Annotated in this window: 15 protein-coding genes; 1 reads left to right on the forward strand and 14 read right to left on the reverse strand. The window is 45.9% G+C overall.

Going from position 1 to position 18,233, the window contains the following annotated elements:
* Positions 1 to 13: 13 nt before the first annotated feature.
* The 3 genes from secA to G475_RS0107375 form a co-directional block, all read right to left on the reverse strand.
* Positions 14 to 2,542 (reverse strand): preprotein translocase subunit SecA, encoded by a 2,529-nt coding sequence (gene secA, locus G475_RS0107360; RefSeq protein WP_026700728.1) that lies wholly within the window; start codon positions 2,540 to 2,542, stop codon positions 14 to 16.
* Positions 2,543 to 2,909: 367 nt separating this feature from the next.
* Positions 2,910 to 3,494 carry a ribosome hibernation-promoting factor, HPF/YfiA family gene (gene hpf, locus G475_RS0107370; RefSeq protein WP_026700729.1) on the reverse strand — a complete coding sequence of 195 codons (585 nt, stop codon included), beginning with the start codon at positions 3,492 to 3,494 and terminating at the stop codon, positions 2,910 to 2,912.
* A gap of 356 nt (positions 3,495 to 3,850) precedes the next feature.
* The gene (locus tag G475_RS0107375; protein ID WP_026700730.1) at positions 3,851 to 5,278 is read right to left on the reverse strand and encodes an NAD-dependent succinate-semialdehyde dehydrogenase; all 1,428 of its coding nucleotides are present in this window, start codon (positions 5,276 to 5,278) and stop codon (positions 3,851 to 3,853) included.
* Positions 5,279 to 5,677: 399 nt separating this feature from the next.
* On the opposite strand from G475_RS0107375, the gene G475_RS0107380 reads away from it, so the two are divergent.
* The gene (locus tag G475_RS0107380; protein WP_026700731.1) at positions 5,678 to 6,775 is read left to right on the forward strand and encodes a DUF6612 family protein; all 1,098 of its coding nucleotides are present in this window, start codon (positions 5,678 to 5,680) and stop codon (positions 6,773 to 6,775) included.
* A gap of 87 nt (positions 6,776 to 6,862) precedes the next feature.
* Here the strand turns inward: G475_RS0107380 and G475_RS0107385 are convergent, their stop codons facing one another.
* The 11 genes from G475_RS0107385 to G475_RS0107435 form a co-directional block, all read right to left on the reverse strand.
* Entirely contained in the window at positions 6,863 to 7,237 is a 375-nt protein-coding gene (locus G475_RS0107385) for a hypothetical protein (RefSeq protein WP_156911644.1), read from the reverse strand.
* A gap of 158 nt (positions 7,238 to 7,395) precedes the next feature.
* Complete coding sequence (locus tag G475_RS0107390; protein ID WP_026700733.1) at positions 7,396 to 7,758, reverse strand: flagellar protein FliT; 363 nt, start codon at positions 7,756 to 7,758, stop codon at positions 7,396 to 7,398.
* The gene (fliS, locus tag G475_RS0107395; RefSeq protein WP_324603207.1) at positions 7,759 to 8,313 is read right to left on the reverse strand and encodes a flagellar export chaperone FliS; all 555 of its coding nucleotides are present in this window, start codon (positions 8,311 to 8,313) and stop codon (positions 7,759 to 7,761) included. It lies immediately after the preceding gene.
* Between the two features lie 117 nt (positions 8,314 to 8,430).
* Positions 8,431 to 9,519, reverse strand: coding sequence for a glycosyl hydrolase family 8 (locus G475_RS24455; RefSeq protein ID WP_051302267.1), 1,089 nt, complete (start codon positions 9,517 to 9,519; stop codon positions 8,431 to 8,433).
* 12 nt (positions 9,520 to 9,531) lie between these two features.
* A complete protein-coding gene (gene wecB / locus G475_RS0107405) occupies positions 9,532 to 10,683 on the reverse strand; it encodes a non-hydrolyzing UDP-N-acetylglucosamine 2-epimerase (protein ID WP_026700735.1) in 1,152 nt (383 codons plus the stop codon).
* A gap of 17 nt (positions 10,684 to 10,700) precedes the next feature.
* On the reverse strand, positions 10,701 to 11,999 hold the full coding sequence (locus G475_RS0107410) for a glycosyltransferase family 2 protein (protein ID WP_026700736.1): 1,299 nt from the start codon (positions 11,997 to 11,999) through the stop codon (positions 10,701 to 10,703).
* 1 nt (position 12,000) lies between these two features.
* The gene (locus tag G475_RS24460) at positions 12,001 to 13,725 is read right to left on the reverse strand and encodes a polysaccharide deacetylase family protein (RefSeq protein ID WP_051302269.1); all 1,725 of its coding nucleotides are present in this window, start codon (positions 13,723 to 13,725) and stop codon (positions 12,001 to 12,003) included.
* Positions 13,726 to 14,331: 606 nt separating this feature from the next.
* Positions 14,332 to 15,462, reverse strand: coding sequence for an acyltransferase family protein (locus G475_RS24465; RefSeq protein WP_051302271.1), 1,131 nt, complete (start codon positions 15,460 to 15,462; stop codon positions 14,332 to 14,334).
* Complete coding sequence (locus G475_RS0107425) at positions 15,463 to 16,113, reverse strand: GDSL-type esterase/lipase family protein (protein ID WP_084414033.1); 651 nt, start codon at positions 16,111 to 16,113, stop codon at positions 15,463 to 15,465.
* Between the two features lie 197 nt (positions 16,114 to 16,310).
* On the reverse strand, positions 16,311 to 17,126 hold the full coding sequence (locus G475_RS0107430; protein WP_026700738.1) for a polysaccharide deacetylase family protein: 816 nt from the start codon (positions 17,124 to 17,126) through the stop codon (positions 16,311 to 16,313).
* A gap of 129 nt (positions 17,127 to 17,255) precedes the next feature.
* Positions 17,256 to 17,948, reverse strand: a complete 693-nt coding sequence (locus G475_RS0107435) for an N-acetylmuramoyl-L-alanine amidase family protein (RefSeq protein ID WP_026700739.1) — start codon at positions 17,946 to 17,948, stop codon at positions 17,256 to 17,258.
* Positions 17,949 to 18,233: the final 285 nt, after the last annotated feature.

Consider the following 18,233-nt stretch of genomic DNA (forward strand, 5'->3'; position numbering starts at 1 on the left):
AGAATTCTTTTCCTTACTGCGCCTGCTCCTCCCGGCCGTGACAATGTTTGTACTTTTTTCCGCTTCCGCACGGGCACGGTTCATTCCGGCCGACATTCTGCGTTTTCCGGATGGGGCGGCGCTTCTTATTGTCCCGTTCTGTATTATCACCGTGGACGGCTTTTCCTTCCGCTACTTCTTCGCGCTCAAGGTTGCTGCGCACCTGTGCTTTAATCACATACATGGCTACTTCTTCTTCAATCGATTCGACCATTTCTTCAAACATATTAAAGCCTTCGAATTTATATTCGCGGAGCGGATCATTCTGGCCGTATGCCCGCAGATGAATACCCTGACGGAGCTGGTCCATCTGGTCGATATGGTTCATCCATTTGCGGTCGACAGCCCGGAGCATTACCACCCGTTCAAATTCGCGCATGGTTTCCTCCGGCAGCTCCTGCTCTTTTGTCTCATAATGCTGATAAGCTTTTTCGAGTACGGTCTCGGTGATTTCTTCCGGCTCCATGCCGCTGATATCTTTGACTTCCAGATCATCTGGCAGCAGAACGGTCCCTTTCAGATAGTTAACAAGGCCTTCCAGGTTCCATTCTTCCGGGACCATGCTTTCCGGTGTGTACGTGCCGACAGCCCGCTCCACAACAGATTTGATCATATTTTTCACAATTTCGCTTAAGTTTTCGGACTCGAGCACTTCCATGCGCTGGGCATAAATAATATCCCGCTGTTCCCGCATGACATCATCATACTGCAGTACTTGTTTCCGGGCATCAAAGTTATGACCTTCCACCCGTTTTTGGGCCTGCTCGACGGCACGGCTGACAAGTTTACTTTCAATCGGCTGATCATCTTCCATGCCGAGCTTTTCCATCATGCCCCGCATGTTGTCCGTGCCGAAGCGGCGCATCAGTTCATCATCCATGGAAAGATAAAACTGGGAAGCGCCGGGGTCGCCCTGACGGCCCGAACGTCCGCGGAGCTGATTGTCAATCCGGCGGCTCTCATGCCGTTCCGTTCCAAGTACAAACAATCCGCCAAGATCCGTGACACCTTCGCCGAGTTTGATATCTGTTCCGCGGCCGGCCATGTTCGTGGCAATGGTAACCATACCGCGCTGTCCGGCATCTTCAATTATATTTGCTTCGTTTTCATGATGTTTTGCGTTCAAGACATTATGGGGTACTTTACGCTTGTTCAGGAGCTGGGAAATCAGTTCGGACATTTCCACGCTGACCGTCCCGACAAGAACCGGCTGGCCTTTGTGATACAGCTCTTCCACTTTGTCGGCAATGGCCCGGTGCTTGCCTTCTTTGGACTTATATATCATATCGGGTTTATCGTCCCGGACGACCGGTTCGTTCGTCGGAATCGATGTCACATTCATTCCGTAAATATTGCGGAATTCTTCTTCTTCCGTCTTCGCCGTACCTGTCATGCCGGCCAGCTTTTCATACATACGGAAATAGTTCTGAAAGGTAATGGAAGCAAGGGTCATGCTTTCCTTCTGTACTTCCAGTCCTTCTTTTGCTTCTATCGCCTGATGAAGCCCATCGCTGTAACGACGTCCTTTCATCAGCCGGCCGGTAAATTGGTCGACGATGACAACTTGTCCATCCTCTACGACATAATCCGTATCACGATGCATGGTAACATGGGCTTTCAGAGCCTGATTTATATGATGAATGAGCTGCACATGCTTCTGATCGAACAGATTATCAATGCCAAAAGCCTGTTCCGCTTTGTTCACCCCTTCTTCGCTCAGCTGCACGTTTTTCGTCTTTTCATCATAGGTATAGTCTTCCTCTTCTTTTAAGCGGCGTACAAAAGCATCCCCGGCCATATACATTTTCGTCGACTGCTGAACCGAACCGGAAATGATAAGAGGCGTCCGCGCTTCATCAATTAAAATCGAATCGACTTCGTCAACCACCGCAAAATGAAGCGGGCGCTGCACCATCTTTTCTTTATAAAGCACCATATTATCGCGCAGATAGTCAAAACCAAATTCGTTATTAGTTCCATACGTAATATCCGCCAGGTACGCTTCGTGTTTTTCCTCTTTTGTCATGCCTTTCTGGTTCAATCCTACGGTTAGTCCGAGAAAGCGGTACAGTTCCCCCATGTCTTCACTGTCACGGCCGGCAAGATAATCATTAACAGTAACCACGTGGACGCCTTTGCCGGTAATGGCGTTAAGATAAACCGGCATCGTCGCAACAAGCGTTTTCCCTTCCCCGGTTTTCATTTCAGAAATATCGCCCTGATGCAGCACAATGGCACCCATCAGCTGCACACGAAAAGGCGTCATGCCAAGAACTCTTGTCGCTGCTTCCCGGACGACGGCATACGCTTCCGGAAGAATATCATCCAGAGGTTCTCCCTTTTGGTAACGTTCCTTGAAATCTTCCGTCTTCTTTCGCAGACCGTCATCGGAAAGTTTTTTCATCTCGTCTGCGTAACTTTCAATCTCCTCTGTCGTTTTTTCCAGTTTCTTTACACTTCGTTGGTTCGTATCGCCGATCACTTTTTTCAATAAGCCGATCATGCCGAGATCATCGTCCTCTCTTTTTGTTCAGGAAATCTATCCACAGATGAAGGTATCTTGGTTTTTCGTTCGTCTAAAGTTTTTCACAGTTATTGTTATTTTATCAGTTTCCATTTCTCCTTACAACGTGAAGAGACAACCCCCCGTCTCCGGGACATAAAAAACACCCCAAAAGTTAGTTTTCACTCTAACTTTGGGGTGCAACCCTCTTGACCCGCCTCCTGCGGGGCCTCGAGACACGTGCTGTTCTGAACAGGAGTCTTCGGTATTTTGACTTCGCTTGTTCGTTGCTTCTTTAACACAAACTACGGAATGTCGGGTTTTTTTCCTCCTTTTTTCTTTTGTCCCAGACTCTGCTGCTTTTATTTTATTCCGGTTCAATCAGGCCGTAGCGTCCGTCTTTGCGGCGGTACACCACGTTAGTATCTCCGTTGACAGAATTTGAAAAAACGAAAAACGCGTGACCGAGCATATCCATCTGCAGAATCGCTTCTTCGGCATCCATCGGCTTTAGGTTAAAGCGTTTTTTGCGGACAATTTCGTAATCATCCACCTCTTCTTCGGGAAACTCATCGTTCGCCAGTTCCCCATTTATGATCTCTTCATTTAATTCTTCTATATCATCTTTAAACATATGCTTCACTCCGCCGTTTTGACGGAATTTGCGGTTTACTTTTGTTTTATGCTTTCTTATCTGCCGTTCCAGTTTTTCAACGACAAGATCAATCGCCGCATACATGTCCGCGTGCTTTTCTTCCGCGCGCAAAAGCAGCTGCGGCATTGGTATCGTAATCTCTATGTTATTTTCACTGTTGTGGACCTGCATTTTTACGTGCACGTCTGCCACCGGGGTGGTATCAAAGTAACGCTCAAGCTTACCAACTTTCTTTTCCACGTAACTTTTCAATGCCGGAGTCACCTCTAGGTTTTCACCGCGAATGTTGTAATTCATCAAGTAAACTCCTCCTTTCGTTACTTCTACTATTCTATATTCATACTATTCTATATTCACTTTACAAAATCCTTCTAAAACTAAAATTTCGCTAAAATTTTTAACATTTCGTTAACATAAACAGAGAACGGTGTGATTTTTTGACGTCCGGGCGGACATTTGTTCCGCTAACTTCCTTCAAATGCGTATTTTCAGGGAGGTTTGGGACATTTATTCCGTTAATGTTACCCATCCATTCCTTATTGCAGTAAAACATAAGAAATAGAGGAACAAATGTCCGCAGCCTCTAAAAAACGCCTGAATACCGGCCATTAACGGAACAGATATCCGTTCCTATACCGCCCTGCTCCAATGGACTACAGGCCGATCGAAATATATTTTGTTTCCAGAAACGGCTCGATGCCTTGATGGCCTCCTTCGCGTCCAATACCGCTTTGTTTCCAGCCGCCGAATGGAGCCTGTGCGGCGGAAGGGCGTCCGTCATTCCATCCGACAATGCCGTATTCCAGCGCTTCAGCCACTTTCATGCCGCGGCTCATACTTTCTGTGAAGAAGTATGAAGCCAAGCCGTACGGGGAGTTGTTCGATAAATGTATGCCTTCGTTTTCGTCTGAAACTTTCTGAACGGGAGCAATCGGGCCAAACGTTTCTTCTTCCATAATGACCATGTCACTCGTAACATTTTTTAACACCGTAGGTTCGTAGAAATAGCCTCCGTTTTCTTCCCAGCCTCTGCCGCCGGTCACAATTTCGGCGCCCTTGTCCAGTGCATCTTTTACATGGCGGTCGACTTTTTCCCAGCCCTCTTTATTAATGAGCGGGCCAAGCGCAACTCCCTCTTTAAATCCGTCTCCGACAGCCAGCTTTTCGACTTCTTCCTTCAAGCGCTCGACAAATGTATCATATATATTCTCTTCTACATACACTCGGTTCCCGCACACGCACGTTTGACCGGCGTTGCGGAATTTCGATGCCACCGTTCCGTCTACAGCTTTTTCCACCTCTGCATCATCGAGCACAAGAATCGGGGCGTGGCCGCCTAATTCAAGGGACAATTTCTTAATGTGATCCGCCCCTTGTTCCATTAAAATCTTTCCGACTTCCGTCGAACCGGTAAACGTTACTTTCCGGACCGTTTTATTCGCCATGAGTTCTCCGCCGATGTCTGCCGCATTCTGACCGGTGATCAAATTAAATACACCCTTTGGAAGACCTGCTTCTTCGCAGATTTCAGCGAATTTCACAGCGGACAACGGGGTATCTTCGGCTGGTTTCAGAACAACCGGACAGCCTGCAGCAAGAGCGGGAGCTACTTTTCTGGTCACCATCGCCTGCGGGAAGTTCCACGGTGTAATCGCTCCAGAAACCCCAACAGGCTGATGAATGACCATCATCCGCTTGTCTGGAGAATTAGCTGGAATAGTCTCTCCGTAGACCCGTTTTGCTTCTTCGGCAAACCATTCCAGAAAAGAAGCAGCATAGGCTACCTCTCCTTTCGCCTCCTGGAACGGTTTTCCCATTTCCAGGGTAATCAGTTCTCCCAGTTCTTCCTGCTTTTCCATCATCAGCCGGTGTATCTCTTTCAAGAAGGACGCCCGCTCTGCAGCTGTCCTTCCAGCCCAGCCCGGTCTTGCGCTTTCTGCTGCTTCAATGGCTTTTCTCGTTTCTTCCCGGCTTCCATCCGCCGCGGTTCCCACTTCTTCGTTCGACGACGGATTTCTAACAGAAAAAGCACCGTTGGATGCCGTTTCCCACTTTCCATCTATAAAAAGACGACCTTCCATTTTTACCCTCTCCTTTAATATTTATCTGTTTTCCTCCATACCCGTGTTTCCATTTTCCTATTCAATTCCGATCCAAATTTTAATTTCGGGCGGGGGTTCGACAGGGTGCGACATGCGGATATCACGCCAAAAATGATTTTCGGTGGTATTTTTTCCATTTCCTTGAATTTTTCAATTTTTCCGGTAAAATGAATAGCATAACAACATATTTTCCCAACCCTCCGACAGCTTCTCCTTTACGTATCGGCCTGCCTTTTCCTCTTCTATGGCAGCAAAAAGCAAGCTCCTGTTACATATTCCCCGCAGGACTTGCTTTTCTTTTGCAATGGCTGGCTCTATCCAATCACGGCATCATATGATACTATTTTAATGATAGCCTCATGCAGAGGAGGAAAAAACATGGATCGAATCCGTGGAGGCATGTTTGCCCTCATTGTTATTTTATTATTATCCGCATGCATGTCCGAAGCTGAAACGGATGACAACGGGGAGACCGAAGTCCCTCCCGAAGAAGAGGAACCCGAGGACCCGGAAGACCCCGAAGAAGAAGTTATGCCGGCACAGGAAGTGCTCCAGCGTTCCATTAACGAGATGGAAAGTATAGAAAGCTACACCATAGCGACGAATATGAACCAGCAGATTGAGCTGAATCCAGAAGAAACGGTTGAAAATAAATATCGTTCCAACACACTTGTTAACCTTGAGCCCCTTCGTTATCATCAAACCGCCACGATTGAAAAAAGGGACAGCGCCCCGGAGGATGCAGCGAATAGTCTTGTAGGATTGGAACGTTACTTTACAGAAGAAGGGTTTTATATTTTTGATTCCTCGGAAGGACGATGGGTTCAGTTCCCGGAACAATTCACCGAGGATTTTCAATCCTATGATAAATCGTTCGAAAGCCCGGCCCACATTCTGGAAATGATTGAAGCGTACAGCAGTGAAATTGAAGTCGTGGAGGGGAACCGTCATTATCAGCTTACGTTTAACGGAAATGACGAACAGACCCAGCAGATTGCCCTGGAGATGATGGGGATGGTCAATACAGATTTCTCCACCTCCATGGAGGATATGATGTATATGACCGAAATCGGCAATCTCACTTACGAACTACAGATTGATAAAGAAACGTTTTATGCAAAGAAATTAAAAATGAATCTCGAGATGAATATGAATAGTGAAGAAGGAAACGGCAACACTTCGACCCATGTCATCGTCGCCCGATATTCCGATCTGGATGAAACGGAGGATATTTCCATCCCGGTGGATGTATTGGACCGGGCAGAAGAAATGGAGCTGGAAGAATTCAGCGGCTTTGATGATATGGAAGAGTTTGACAGCATTGACGGCATTGAAATGGATGAAATTTATGAGAACGAAGAGAGTGCTTCGGAAGAAGAGTCTATTCTCGACTTCGACCTCAGTGAATACTTAAATGGGGAAGAGGAAAAGGGAGAAGAGGACACCGCCGATGCAGAAGAATCAGAATCAAAGTAAGAAGGATGTCCTGTCTCCAGGGGGTCCTTTTTTGTACGTTTCTTTTCATCCGGAGATGGTTTCTGTTTCTGCCGGACGCTCTCCACATCAGCCGGCTGCCATGTTTTCCACAAATACTTTCCAACGTTGGAAAGCCGGGGTGAATCCCGCCGTAAGTGCCTGCATTTTTTCTTCCGGACCGGAAAGAGAAGGAATTGTTTTGGCTTCTTCTATCTTCTCATGAAAGGTTTCCATTTCTCCTTTTAAACCGGCTTTCTGAGCAAATAAGTAATCCATGGTCATGCTGCCCGAGGACATGGCATCAAAACCGTCGAGCATCTGGTTGAGCAGCCGATCCCCGTTTTCTTCAAATCCCTCCCGGTAAAAATAAGCCACCGAACCGATTCCTTCTTCCACCGTCTGCAAATATCCCAGGTAATGCTCGAGAAATTCCTGTTCGGCTTGTTCGAGTTGTTCTGCCATTGAAAATTCTCCTTTTTCCTGACCATAACATAAAGTGGGAAGAGGCACACCAAGGAACGGGATATATACCCCAAAACTCCCCATAAACCTGTATTGTCTCCAGCAAAAACCATCATCTGTCTCCATTTAAAAAACAGCCGCGCTCTGCGGCTGTTTCTTTAGTTCTTTTTGTCAAAAAAGACGCCGTCCACCGTGGGGCCGGTATAGGGCCGTTCATAGCGCTGGCTGGACTGCTTTTTCTTTTTTAGTTCCTGCATGCCGAGACGAAGTTCTCCGCGGGAGGCTTCCATAAAACGCTGAATTTCTTCGTTCATTTTAAACATTTCCGCCCCGAGCGACTTTTCGGCTTCACTGAATTCTGTTTCGTCTTTCAAGCGCTGCAGGAGAGACGCTCGTTTTTCCAGGTGCTGTTCCAGCTCTTCGACATACCGGTCTCGTGCTTCCAGCTCTTTCGGAAGAGGCTGGGACATGTGCTCATATAATGCTTTGGTGACAAGATACAGCTCTTTAACCAAAGCCATTTACGCTTGTCCTCCTTCTCCAAATCGCTGCTGGCGATCCAGTTTAATAATTTCTTTCCACGTGTCTCGAAAATCCACGACAAACCCACGTGCTTCCTGTAACGCCTCCCGGTCGTTCTGGACGTTGGCATCAATCAGACGGCGGTGGATAAAGTCATACAGGCTGTACATGTTCTGTCCGATGTCAGAGTCGGTTTTCAAGGTTATCATCAACTCCCGGATAATATCCTGGGCGCGCTTGATAAATTTATTTTTGTCTTCGATATTATTTTCTTCCATCGCTTTATCAGCTTTATCGATAAATTTTATGCAGCCATTATATAATAACAGGGTCAGATCCCCGCTGGAGGCCGTATCCAGAGCATTTTGCTGATACGGGTTCGCAGCTTGCTTCTGCTGCGGCGGGTTCACGCTGCCAAGTGCTGCGCCGCTTCCCGACGACGGCGCCGAGGCGGGAGTGAATGTCTGATTTGCTGTTTTTCCTGTCGTTTTCTGATAATCCTCCGCTTGTTTCATCGTCTGTTTATAGGCTGTCTGAGCATTTTGAAAAGACATGCTGTGCTTCCCCCAATTTCTATATAACAAGATGTACTGTCTTTAATTATTATATCGGTGAAAGCCCCGGTTTCTTAAGCAGGAATTTTCAAATAGAGCCCAAATCATAAGGCTGGGTCAAGACTTTTGTTTCATACGCAGTTCTGCAAGCATGGGGAGTACATTATCAAAAATGTGGGTATCCTCCTGATGGATCGAATAGCCGCCATAGTATTTACTGGAAGGCCGCTCTATCCGAAAAGTTGTCATCCGGTCGTAGAGAGCGTCAGCTAAACGCGTTTCTCCTATTTCCAGGCAATACATGACAAGCAGGGCATAAATGGCGGGAGATTCGTAATCGACAAGAGGCTCCCTGCTCTGTAGATCATATATTCCATGAACCAGTTCCCGTTCTCGCATTTCTGTTTGAATAAATTGGAGAAATTCCTGCGACACCACGCCCATTTCCGCTTGATGAAGGGCTGTTAAGGCCTGATCCACCATATTGACCTGCTCATCATAGAGATAACGCTGATTTTTTATATGATAAGCTTTTGGGTAAAATCCGTCAGGGGCCGGTGCCTGAAATAACACTTTCATCGTCGCCTCCGCAGGCTCCGAAGCAACCGTCCCGTCTTCCCTGAGATATTGCAGGGCAGCCGCGTCAATATAAGAGAGAGTGATCGTGTCGCTCACATCATTCTCCTTTCGTTCATAAAAATCTGTGAAAATACCGGCATATATGTTATGACCTTCTAAATAGGAAAGGATATAACGAGCCGTTTCCTGATACTTTCCCACCTTCCATACGCTTCCGGCCTTCATCAAAATCTCGGCCAGACGCAGATCGTCAATGAAGGCATTGGCGGACACTTCGATTTCACCCTGCTCCGACAATTTCCAGTAAACAAACCCATCTTCCGCCAAAAAAGAACGGATAAGAATCTGGTACGATTGTTCAAACAGTATTTCATCTTCTCTTTCATATGCGTAAGTCATCCATAACCCCAGGGTTTCCGACAAGGCTTCCCTTCCCTTGACTTCATCCTCATCCTCTACCTCCCCGTCCTGCAGGTAGGTCGCCAGCATGCCGTTATCATTTGTGAGCCAGCGCCGGATGAAGTCCTCCGTCATTCTATCGGAGGGCCTGTCCGCCAGGAAAAACCAGTAGAGCAGCGCTCCCCCTGCTGCCAACATGATGGCTGCCAAAACAATGATGTGTTTCACCCCCATTTCCTCCTACCGATATAAAACCTGTTTTCTGTCTATACCTGCCGGCTCCATCTGCCCGCCGGCGCTTTGCAGAAAATCTACAATCTGCCGGGAAGCGTTCCCTTCCCCAAACGGATTACGGACAGCCGCCATCTGCTGATAAGCTTTTTCATCGTTCAACAATGTTTCACCGGCTGTGACAATCGCTTCCTCCGATGTTCCCACCAGCTTCAGGGTGCCGGCTTCCACTCCTTCCGGCCGCTCGGTTGTGTTTCTCGCTACAAGCACCGGTTTCCCCAGGGCCGGCGCTTCCTCTTGAATTCCGCCGGAATCGGTAATCACCAGATACGACTGTTTCATGACATGGACAAATTGCTCATACCCCAGCGGCTCGATGAGATAAATGTTTTTCATATCGACAAATTCTCTCATTACTTTTTGACGGATTACCGGGTTTTTATGGACCGGAAATACGACCTGAATATCATCATGCTGCTGTACAATACGCTGCACCGCCCGGTATACCTGCTCCATTTCCTCTAGATTTTCACGGCGGTGGGTGGTTAATAGAATCGTTCGTTTCCCGTTTTCAAAAATAGGTTTCAGCTCGTCGTCAAACTCAAATGGGCGCTCGGAAATTTCCAACAGGGCATCTATCACTGTATTGCCGACGACAGCAATCGAGTCGGGGCGGGCGTTTTCTTTCAGAAGATTTTGTCTATTTTTCTCCGTCGCGGCAAAATGATAGGCTGCCAGTCGTCCTACCATCTGTCGGTTCAATTCCTCCGGAAACGGAGAATAGAGAGTATTTGTCCGAAGGCCGGCCTCCACATGGCCGACTGGAATCTGCCGCAAAAAGGAGGCATAGGCCCCGATAAAGGTGGTGGTTGTATCTCCATGAACGAGGACCACGTCTGGTTTTTCTTTTTCCAAGATCGGAGTAATCCCTTCAAACAAACGAACGGTTAACTCTTCCAGACGCTGGCCTGCTTTCATAATGTTTAGATCATAGTCCGGCACCAGATGGAACAAATCCAGCACCTGATCCAGCATATCCCTGTGCTGGGCGGTATTCAGCAGAATACTCTCCATATATTCCGACGCTTCGAGGGCACGCGCCACTGGCGCCATCTTGATCCCCTCCGGTCTTGTTCCGATGATTGTCATTACTTTTGTCATAATAATACCTCCCAGGATTAAGATGAAATTTTTGCCTGATTTCCTTTTTTCGCCTGTTTTCTAGCGTCTGCCTGAAATCGCTGCGTTTTATACCACGTTATTTCCTGCTTCATGAGCATTCGTTTCATTTCTGCAAAAGTTGCATTAACAACAAGCGCGAGCCACAATTGGGAATACGTAAAATACATGAGCAGGGCGGTTCCGGCATTTCTTATCGTCAGTTGGCCTTTTTCAAGGCTGAGGGCGAGCCACACTTCGACAACAAATAACAAAAAGCCGGTAACGAGCAGAATATAAGAAACCATCCCAATGGACAACTCCAGATCGATAAACAGGTTCGTTATAAAAATCGCATGAGAAAGTAGAATGCCGCTGAAAAACAATAGATACGTAAATAAAAAGTAAAAGAGATCAAGACCGATTCGTTTATTCTTCAGCCCGGCAAACCGGAACAAATATTTTCCAATCACATACTCATTACCGCGAGCCCAGCGCATCCGCTGTTTCCACCATACTTTCAGATTTTCCGGTTCCTGTTCCCAGGTGATGGCAGCAGGGAAAAAGCGAATATAATATCCAAGGTTGTAGACCCGGAAGCTGAGTTCGGTATCTTCGGATAATGCCTTTTCGTCCCAGCCGCCCAGCTCCTCCAGAATCTCCCGGCGGATCGCAAAATTTGTGCCGGGGATGGTCGTCATCTTAAACCAGAACCACCTTCCTGCCTGGGCCAGCCATTGGAAGGTTAATGTCTCCATATTAATCAAACGGGTGAGCAGGTTTTTCTCGGCATTAAGGACCCGGAATTTACCCACGATCGCGCCTGCTTTTTTATCGTTGTTCAGTCCCAGCGCCAAGTAATAGATAGCATCAGGCTCCGGGGTGTTGTCTGCGTCATAGACAGCGATCACTTCTCCGGAGGCGTGGACGAGCCCCTGGTTCAACGCGCCCGATTTTCCTTTGCCTGCATGCGGCGGGCGGGTATGAACAGCTTTGATGAAAGGATAACGCCCGGCCCAGGCTTCCACGATATCCCCCGTCCTGTCCCCCGAATTATCATTAATCACAATAATTTCAAGCTTTTCCTTTGGATAACGGAGCACAGCCATCGCTTCCAGCGTCTTTGCTATCACCATTTCTTCATTATGGGCCGGTATTAATATGCTGACGAACGGCATCTCGCCGGGAGAAGCCTCCCATTCCGCTTTCGTTTTCGGATGACGGAGATAGTGGAGATAGCCTCCCTGCATAAGAAACATGTGATAAAAAAGCATAAACCAGATAATAAACAAGGATAAATACAGCACGAAATCAGCCATTCTACTTCTCCCCCCTCATCCGTTTTCGGCTGGAACGCTGGACGGTCATGTAAGCTCCAAATAAAACCACCCCTGACATCCCTATTCCAGCGATGCCCCACATGGATTTTTCCGCTGCCACTTTGATATGATAGACGGGAAAATCCATCGATGTCATCATTAATCCACGTTGATTGATGTCGGTTTCTATCGTCCCGTCCCCGCTCGTAATTTCAACATTTTCTGCAGTTGTGACATTTTTCATTTCCTTTAAATCAATCCATTGAACATCCGGAATCTGCTCCATTCCTTCTATTAAATCTTCGAATCTCTCAACGCCCAGATAAGGGTGATAGAATCCTCCTGTCATTCCTCCATCAGTTATTTGATACTGGTCTGCCTGTTTCATCATACGTTCGACAGCTTTGTCATCCTCCGGCTTAACATAGCCAAGGGTTTCCGGCAGCAGCTGCATGCCGTGCAAAAAGCTGGGTTTTGAAGGAATGGGTGTCGTTTCCATTGTCCGCCAGTCTTTATCATGAAGCTGCAGCTGCCCTACGTACGTGGAAAAATACTCAGATACGACCTCATAGCCGTTTTGGGACATCGTATAATGCGGGGCTTCAAAAGCAAGCGGGTATAGACCGAAATTGGCCAGTTCCTGAATACCCCGCGTTACCCGTTTCTCGATATAGTCCCTTTCAAACGCTTTATTTTCCTCGGTGAATTCCTCAAACGCTTCCCTGCTTTCGAAATCTTCCAATCTCCGTAGATCCGCTTCTTCTTCCTGGCCCTGATAAATCGGCCTATCATTCTCTACGTCCCAGAATTCAAATCCCTCCCCGGTTTCGCTGTCCCGGTATTGGTGGGTATAACCGTGCAGTATAACGCTGCCTCCGTTTTTCTGCATGTAACGAAGAGCTTTCAGTACCTCAGGAGCATCATTAAAATGCATTTCCTCGCCTGTTTCCGGATCCGTATAAACCGGAATAACCGCCATCATATAGGGAATCTCTTTTTCTTTCAGTATCTCTGCCACCGCCATCAGCTGTTCCGGATCAGCCAGCGGGTGAATATCTTCCAGCCGGATATATGCCGGGTTCCCGGCAGGAGTGTCTATGTCAAAAACGTCATACAGCACCTGGCTGAAATACATGGAAAAAGGCGGTACCAGCGAATCAGAGTCATAGTAATAGTGATTTTCTCTTTTTACCATTATGGGATAAGTCCCTGTTTTATTTTCTCCCTGCACAAGGACCTCCGTTTCTTCGTCTATTTCAATCCCATCCACTTCCTCCGGCTCAATCGTCATCGCTTTATCGGGCTGCCCCGGCATGGACAATGCCGTAATCGTCTGACAGTGTGCCGACTTTACAAAATCAAACCCGTTTCCCAATTGTTCTACGTTTTTCCCCAGGGCCATCACTGGTCCGGAAAAAGTGTCCATCACCTCCCTTACGTTGGAGGAAAGAGTATCCTGCACTTTCCCGTAATAAAAAAGATGTGTCACTCCCTCTATGTCTTCCACTGTCACCGTTTCTGCGTCCTTAAAAGTGATAGAATCTGTAAAAGCGCCAATAGCCATATCCAACAGCCGTTGATCTGCATCTACCGTCTTGTCTTTAGAAGAATACAGAACCAATACAGAAGCCTCGTCTTCTTCTGCTGATACCCTGCTTTCCGCGTAAGGAAGCAGACTTCCGGCCAACAGCAGAAAAACAATGAATGTCTTAAGCAGTATTTTCAATGGTGTTCCTCTCCTCTTATTGTTCTTAATAAAGAACGTATCATTATTTTATAAAGAACACAAAGGCTGCAAATCCTCTTCACCTGTTTTTATTCGTTATAAAGAACGGAGTTTCATCGATTTTCTTTATTTATCTTCTGATTCTGTTTTATATGTGGTTAAATGCCACTGTTTATGTTCTTAATAAAGAATGAAAAGCAAATAATTGTCCTGATTGGCTGGAAACTAATTATTTTGTTCCATAGAAGGAAAAAGCATTCGAGAGCTGTGAAGATATAAGGATTGCAGAAAAAGGAGACAATACAGAGGCAGGGATAGAGCAGGAGGAAATCAAGATACCTAGACCTATTTTTAAATAAACCATTGCATATGACGTAACGTAACATGCTTTAATGAAAAGAAAGGAGGGGCAGGAATGAAGGAACCATTCAGCTTCGCAGCCTCCCATTTTTTTGATAAACTCCGCCAATCTCATTCTTAGGAGCATGGCCTGGGCGTACCATCATCCATGTTAGTTACAGAAAAGCCTCCCTCCCGTGCGGGCACGAAAGAGAGGCTTTTACCTATCGCCGCTGAAGCTAGATCCATCGCTATATTAATACTTCCTCATGGCTGAGCCTGCTGTCCTGTAGGGAGCTCCGATTTCTTTCCTGATGTTCCGTAACGAATGGGTTTCTCAATGAATCGCCAGGAAAGGGACGCAATCAAAAGAATTACAGTTATTTGTATCGTAATACGAGGGATGGAATACCACCCTTCCGCCGCAGCGGCAGGGAAGGTCAACACGAGAACGGGGTAATGCCATATATAAATGCCATATGAACGAACTCCCAACCAACGCAGCAGACTGCATCCCATAATGCGAGAGATCCAAGTTGACGGGTGAACCGCTGCGGCGATTACAGCTGCCGCTGCAATACACTGGAGGACCATCCCGCCGCGGTAAAGAAATGCTTCATACTGATTCGTCTGGCCCATCATCCAGCATAAGCTGACAAGGCCCGTTGTTCCCATTATATTCAGTGTCAGGCGCAGACGTTTGTTATCGGCCATATTTTCCGTAACCATTTGGCTGGGCAGATATAAGGCGAGGGCTGCACCTATCAAAAGGGCGAACGCACGGGTATCGGTCCCAAAATACACTCTGCTTGTATCCATCAGCCCTGGTTGATAAATTACTGCCATTTCAAGTGCTGAAACGAAGGCACCAACGAGGATAAGCAAGAATAGGAACTTACGTTTTGGAATGAAACGGAGCCCCAATAACAGGAAAAATGGCCAAACAAGATAGAATTGCTCCTCCACCGCGAGGGACCAGAGATGTAATAGCGGCGATGGCTGGCCAAAATGGGAGAAATAACCGACATCATTAAAAATGAACCACCAATTGGTAACATAAAATAATGAAGCCAGCCAATCGTCCCAAAAATCAGTTAATTGGGAGGCATGAAACAGGGTCATCCATACGGCCAGCACGATCAATAAAAGAAGCACTCCCGGCAGCAGGCGCCTGGCACGCCGAATCCAAAAATGACGCAAATTAATCTGTCCTGTATGCTTCCATTCCCTCATCAATAAATCTGTAATGAGATAGCCGGATAAAACAAAAAACACCCCTACCCCTAAAAACCCGCCGGACGCCCATTCCAAATCGAGATGGTAGGCGATCACTGCAACTACTGCAAACGCCCTGATTCCATCCAAGCCTGGCATATATCTGCTTTTCTTTGTCTGCATCTAGGCGTCCTCTTCATCGATGGTCGAATGTTTTTTTATATAGTCCAGCAAAAGGGGATAAAAATCGGCCTTGAGATGGATGCCATCGTCTGCATGCAGGTTCTGATGATTGTTAAACAGGGGAGAAAGATCGATGTAATCAACCTTTTCAGCTGCCGTCATGTCTTTAAGCGCTTCATTATAATCAGGAATATTTTTATAACGTGGTTCTTTCTTTATGGCTCCTTCGGTCACCGGGGTAACCGATAAGACGTGTATCTTCACATTTGGCAATTCTTCTTTTAGTTTCTTGATTAATTCCGTGTAATGCGTCATGGAATGTTCCGTGGGGTTGTCCACCGGCATCAATATGTCATCGGAACCCAGCATAATAAATATATCCTGTGGTTTTTTATCGACGATTTGATCCACCTCTTCGATGGCGAATTGAGCCGTAGCCCCCGCATTACTGATAACACGGGAATCATCCAATACCTCTGCTAAACCATCTAACACAGAATCTCCTAAAAATATACTATTACTGTAAGTGGATTCAAACTGTTCCTCCTCTTCGACAGAACCTGTTTGTTCTTCGTCCTGTTTATTGCCACAGGCTGCAGCCGATATGGCAAGGATTCCAATAAGCACAGGGAGAAATATTTTTTTTGTCATATCCATTACCTCCTCGATTTTAATTAATGCCCTGTGAGTAAACGGCAGGGCATCCTTGTACAGTAAAAAGAATAATAGAGCAGGATAAAGATCAAATAAAGATGCTGTCGATATCAAATAAAGAATGATAATGCAAAAAAGGACGTCACCAAAAACGAGGTGGGCAAGAACAGTCCTCCCCGTTTGCCTCTTTATTTTTAATCATGAAACTCCTGCTCCGTTGTGGATATTCGATGGCAACGTTGATAACAGTTGAAGTTATATGGCTGTGTATTTTCTTCAATTTTTTTTGTTTGAAACCCATGTTCTGATAGATAAGTTAATAGAGCAGGCAAATGGTCAGCTGTATTTTGTTTATCATGAATAAGAATAACTGGTATCACTTCTTCATTAACCAGCTTTTCTATTTGGCTGATCACCTTATCTACATATTGGTCATTGGATAAAGACCAATCACTACTGTCAATATTCCAATCCCACAATTTAAATCCTTTGCTATCTAAAACCTCTCGATAGGATTTAGTTAAATACGGAACACTACCATAAGGGGTGCGGATCAAATACGATTGGATTCCTGTAATACGTTGAAGTGTCTCCTGAGCCGTGGTCATTTCTTCCAGGGCAGATTGTTCAGATTTATAAAAATGGGAAATGTTGTGGGTCACACCATGTAAACCGACAGCATGGCCTTCCTCTACGATTTCGTCCACCACTTCTGGTCGTTCCCTCATAGAAGGTTCCAGCATGAAAAAGGTTGCTTTGGCATTATATTGGTGTAAAGTATCTAAAATATCTGTTGTTGCTGAAGTAGGACCGTCATCAAAAGTTAAGTAGACAGTCTTTTTTTTTATATTTTTTTCCGGTGACCTATCAGATTCTGTTCTTTGTGAATCGGATGAATCTTTATATTCCGGACATATCTCAGGTGATTCGTTATCAGGTGCTGTCTCCGTACTGCAGGCATAAAAAATAACTAAACAGGCAAGGAGGATAAATAGTTTAAGCTTTTTCATGGAACGACCTCATTCTATTTCGTTTTCATGCTGGTTGGCAGATTAATAGGATGGGATGAAAATGAATCTGGATTTAAGGTGAAGTCAGAAAAGACATTCCAATTTAGGACATAGGCTTCGGACAGACATTTAAAAGAGCCCCGTTACCTTGGGTACCGATCTCTCTTTATACTCTTTAATCCCTTCCACAATGGAAGCGGCAACATGTGATTGAAAATCTTCCGTCCGCATTTTCGCCTCCTCCTCTGCATTCGTCAGATAACCTACTTCCAGCACGGCCGCCGGCATTTTCGTATCCCTTGCAACAAATAGATCTTTCTTCTTGATTCCTCTATCCCTGAATCCGGCAGCTTCCACTACATGTTTCTGTATGTTCTGGGCAAACGGCCGGGAACTCTGATGGTAATAATACGTTTCAGTGCCTGAAACATTGGGGTCGGAAAACGTATTACCGTGAATCGATATAAATACATCTGCATTTATTTTATTTGCATATTTTGGCCTCTCCCGGCTTTCTTGGGAGATAAAGCGATCCTCCGATCTTGTCATAAAAACTTCGATTTGCGGTTCCTCCTCCAATAGTTTTTCCACCTTTTTCGACAAGCTTAAAGTAAAACTCTTTTCATACCGGCCGCTGGCACCTGTCGCCCCGACATCTCTCCCGCCATGGCCCGGATCAATGACAACTTTAAAAGCTGTATTATTGTTTTTACTATTATTTTGATTAACGTTACTGTTATTGTCGGCGGGGCTGCTGGTGCAGGCCGATACCAGGAGAATGGAAAATAAGAGCAACGTCATAAACAACCTATTTTTTTTCATGCTTTTACCGCCTTTCTATCTTTATCTTTTGGAAGATTAATAGAAAGAGGTAAAGATGAGGTGCAGATCATGTCAATATCATATAAAAATTGACGAATCGTGTTGATTAGAATTAACAGGCCCTATGCGGCTGCCACAAAAAAAAGCCATCCATTCCATACCTTTTGTAAAGGCCCATGAACGGACGGCTTATCAGCTTTTAAGTTTTCCTGGAAAAACAGGTTTTTTATTTAGCTCTGTTAAAGCTATAATTTGGTAAGAATAAAAGGAATCCTAGTAAATAGG

Origin of the sequence: Salibacterium aidingense DSM 18341, from assembly GCF_000429685.1 — a bacterium.
GTDB lineage: Bacteria > Bacillota > Bacilli > Bacillales > Marinococcaceae > Salibacterium > Salibacterium aidingense.

Excerpts from the sequence above, each read along its gene's own strand:
- wecB (WP_026700735.1), bottom strand. The coding sequence starts at position 10,683 with ATGACAAAAGTAATGACAATCATCGGAACAAGACCGGAGGGGATCAAG.
- hpf (WP_026700729.1), bottom strand. The coding sequence starts at position 3,494 with ATGAATTACAACATTCGCGGTGAAAACCTAGAGGTGACTCCGGCATTG.
- fliS (WP_324603207.1), bottom strand. The coding sequence starts at position 8,313 with ATGTCTTTTCAAAATGCTCAGACAGCCTATAAACAGACGATGAAACAA.
- G475_RS0107380 (WP_026700731.1), top strand. The coding sequence starts at position 5,678 with ATGGATCGAATCCGTGGAGGCATGTTTGCCCTCATTGTTATTTTATTA.
- G475_RS0107435 (WP_026700739.1), bottom strand. The coding sequence starts at position 17,948 with ATGAAAAAAAATAGGTTGTTTATGACGTTGCTCTTATTTTCCATTCTC.
- G475_RS0107375 (WP_026700730.1), bottom strand. The coding sequence starts at position 5,278 with ATGGAAGGTCGTCTTTTTATAGATGGAAAGTGGGAAACGGCATCCAAC.
- G475_RS0107390 (WP_026700733.1), bottom strand. The coding sequence starts at position 7,758 with ATGGCTTTGGTTAAAGAGCTGTATCTTGTCACCAAAGCATTATATGAG.
- G475_RS0107425 (WP_084414033.1), bottom strand. The coding sequence starts at position 16,113 with ATGACAAAAAAAATATTTCTCCCTGTGCTTATTGGAATCCTTGCCATA.
- G475_RS0107430 (WP_026700738.1), bottom strand. The coding sequence starts at position 17,126 with ATGAAAAAGCTTAAACTATTTATCCTCCTTGCCTGTTTAGTTATTTTT.
- G475_RS24465 (WP_051302271.1), bottom strand. The coding sequence starts at position 15,462 with ATGCAGACAAAGAAAAGCAGATATATGCCAGGCTTGGATGGAATCAGG.
- G475_RS0107385 (WP_156911644.1), bottom strand. The coding sequence starts at position 7,237 with ATGGCAGAACAACTCGAACAAGCCGAACAGGAATTTCTCGAGCATTAC.
- G475_RS0107410 (WP_026700736.1), bottom strand. The coding sequence starts at position 11,999 with ATGGCTGATTTCGTGCTGTATTTATCCTTGTTTATTATCTGGTTTATG.
- secA (WP_026700728.1), bottom strand. The coding sequence starts at position 2,542 with ATGATCGGCTTATTGAAAAAAGTGATCGGCGATACGAACCAACGAAGT.